The organism is Citrobacter sp. wls757, from assembly GCF_005280935.1.
In the GTDB taxonomy this organism is placed as follows: Bacteria; Pseudomonadota; Gammaproteobacteria; order Enterobacterales; family Enterobacteriaceae; genus Citrobacter; species Citrobacter portucalensis.
Window position 1 is genome coordinate 15196 of sequence record NZ_SZWU01000015.1, and the last position, 2738, is coordinate 17933.

Annotated in this window: 2 protein-coding genes and 1 pseudogene; all 3 read right to left on the reverse strand. The window is 56.4% G+C overall.

The features are described from left to right. A pseudogene (hyaA, locus tag FDW94_RS23735) lies at positions 1-614 on the reverse strand (hydrogenase 1 small subunit); the annotation flags it as partial. 208 nt (positions 615-822) lie between these two features. After that, positions 823-2103 carry an FAD-binding oxidoreductase gene (locus FDW94_RS01935; RefSeq protein WP_137377054.1) on the reverse strand — a complete coding sequence of 427 codons (1281 nt, stop codon included), beginning with the start codon at positions 2101-2103 and terminating at the stop codon, positions 823-825. A 2-nt stretch (positions 2104-2105) separates the two neighbouring features. Continuing rightward, positions 2106-2738, reverse strand: a 633-nt coding sequence (locus tag FDW94_RS23740; RefSeq protein ID WP_249358241.1) for an aldehyde dehydrogenase family protein, incomplete at its 5' end; no start/stop codon positions are given.

Here is a 2738-nt window from a genome sequence, read left to right on the forward strand (position 1 = left end):
AGAACCTGCAAAAACTTTGGTACCAGCTTCCTTTCTGATTTCACGATTGGCTTATCGGTGATCACCTTATCGATCGGCGTAGCCTGGGTAGGGTTAGGCCGGGCAGCCTGCACGCAGCCCCAGGAGGCGCAGGTTCCCCAGGCGATAATCGCGCTGGCTCCTGCTGCGGCTCTTTTTAGCTTTTCAATAAAAGGACGCCCGCTGCTGATGCAAAACATTCCTTGCTCGCCCAGCGGAGGGTTGCCTTCGACTGCCAGGATGTATCGGCCGTGGTAGCGGCTCAGAATGTCTTCAAATACCTCTTCGGCCTGCGTTCCGGCGGCAGCCATCAGGGTGTCGTCGTAATCGAGGGAAATCAGGGAGAGGATGACGTCTTTGGCAAGTGGGTGAGAGGAGCGGATAAATGATTCGGTGCAGCAGGTGCATTCCAGCCCGTGGATCCAGACTACCGGGATCCGGGGTTTGTTCTCCAGCGCCCAGGCAATTCTGGGCGTCATTCCGGCTCCCAACCCCAGCGATGTAGCCGCGAGGCTACAATATTTGAGAAAACTGCGTCTGCTTACGCCTTTGCGACGCATCGCCTGATAAAAGGTCTCCTCGTTATTCGTATTCATAACACGCGTTTCTTCCCCCGTTGAGTTCTGGCGCATGCCGCCAGCGATATCTAAAAAAGCGTATCCGATCGGAAGGGAGAAACAATGTAAAGAGTGTGGTTATGTCCTATTGCGATATTTTCGTACCTGTTATCTGTTTTTCGCTTTCCAGGAATAAAAAAACGCACAGGGGGGATCGCCCTGTGCGTCGGGTTTATCGCGGAAGAACTTAAACCCCAAGGCGATCGCGTAAGCTGTAATATGCCGCCCCCATGGCGGTAAACGGAATGCGCAGGCTGCGGCCTCCCGGGAACGGGTAGTGCGGCAGTTTGGCGAACGCGTCAAAGCGCTCGGCATCCCCACGCAGCAGTTCGGAAATCAGGCGTCCTGCCAGGTGAGTACAGGTCACGCCGTGGCCGCTGTAGCCCTGCATATAGTAAATGTTGGTATCAAGACGGCCGAACTGCGGCATGCGAGACAGCGTTAACAGGAAATTACCGGTCCAGCGGTAATCAATTTTTACCCCCTGCAATTGCGGGAAGGTCTTCAGCAGTTTCGGCATCACCAGACGCTCAATATCGTCCGGATCGCGAGCGCCGTAGACTACGCCACCGCCGTACAGCAGGCGGTTATCGCCGGTCAGACGGTAGTAATCGAGCAGGTAGTTACAATCTTCCACACAGTAGTTTTTCGGGATCAGCGAGCGCGCCATCTCCGCCGACAGCGGTTCGGTGGTTAACACCTGCGTGCCGCACGGCATGCTGCTTTTTGCCAGCGCTGGTTCCAGTTTGTCACCGAGATAGGCGTTGCCCGCGACGATCACAAAGCGGGCCGTCACCTGGCCTTTTTCAGTGCTGACCACCGCCGGGCTGGTGTGCTGAATACGGGTGACTGGCGACTGTTCGTAGACGCGTCCGCCGTTCAGACGAATGGCGTTAGCTTCGCCAATCGCCAGGTTCAGCGGGTGAATATGACCACCGCTGTGGTCGAGCAGCGCGCCGACATAACGATCGCTGCTGACTTCGCGACGAATTTCACTGCTGTCTAACAGTTCAAGCTGCGTGTTGCCGTAGCGTTCCCAGTTCGACTTCTGCTCTTCCAGCGTTTCCATCTGTTTGTGGTTCAGCGCTACAAACAGCCCGCCGGGACGATAGTCGCATTCGATCTGATAACGCTTGATGCGTTCGCGGATGATATTGCCGCCTTCAAACATCATTCCACCGAGCATTTTAGCGGTGTCCGGGCCATAGGTACGTTCGATGACGTCGATATCACGACTGTAGGAGTTCACCAACTGACCGCCGTTACGTCCGCTGGCCCCGAAACCAATACGCGCGGATTCCAGTAGCACCACGTCGTAACCCATTTCCGCTAAATGCAGGGCGGAGGAGAGTCCGGTATAACCACCGCCCACGACACAAACATCACAGCTAACCGATTCGCTAAGGGTCGGAAACGGTTCGTACTGATTGGCGCTTGCGGCGTAATAACTGCTGGTATGTTCAGTCATGATTAAGACTCCAGGGAGATCCAGATGGTTTTCAGTTCGCTAAATTTTTCCAGCGCATGCAGGGATTTATCGCGTCCGTTACCGCTTTGCTTATAACCGCCGAACGGCACGGTCATATCACCGTCGTTGTAGTTATTCACGAAGACTGAGCCGGCTTTCAGGCGACGGCTCATACGGTGGGCGCGCGACAAATCGCGGGTCCAGACCGCGGCGCCGAGGCCGTAGTCACTGTCGTTAGCCAGCGCCAGAGCTTCGGCTTCGCTGCTAAAACGGGTGACGACCAGTACCGGGCCGAAGATTTCATCGCGGCTGACGTGGGCCTGCGGTGCGGTATCAACAAAAATCGTCGGGCCGATAGCCGCAGGATGTACATGGCTGCGGCCATCCAGCGCCAGCGTGCCTTGCGCTTCACCGTCGCGAATAAACGTGTCTACGGTGTCGGCATGCGCATTGTCGATAAGCGTGCCCATCGTGGTTTCCGGATCCAGCGGGTTGCCAGGCTGCCAGTTTTTCGCCTGCTCTTTCAGCAGGGCGATGAACTCGTCGGCAATGCTCTCTTCCAGCAGCAGGCGCGTTCCGGCGATACAAACCTGGCCCTGGTTATAGAAGATACCTGCCGCTGCATTAGCGGCGGC

Excerpts from the sequence above, each read along its gene's own strand:
- FDW94_RS01935 (WP_137377054.1), bottom strand. The coding sequence starts at position 2,103 with ATGACTGAACATACCAGCAGTTATTACGCCGCAAGCGCCAATCAGTAC.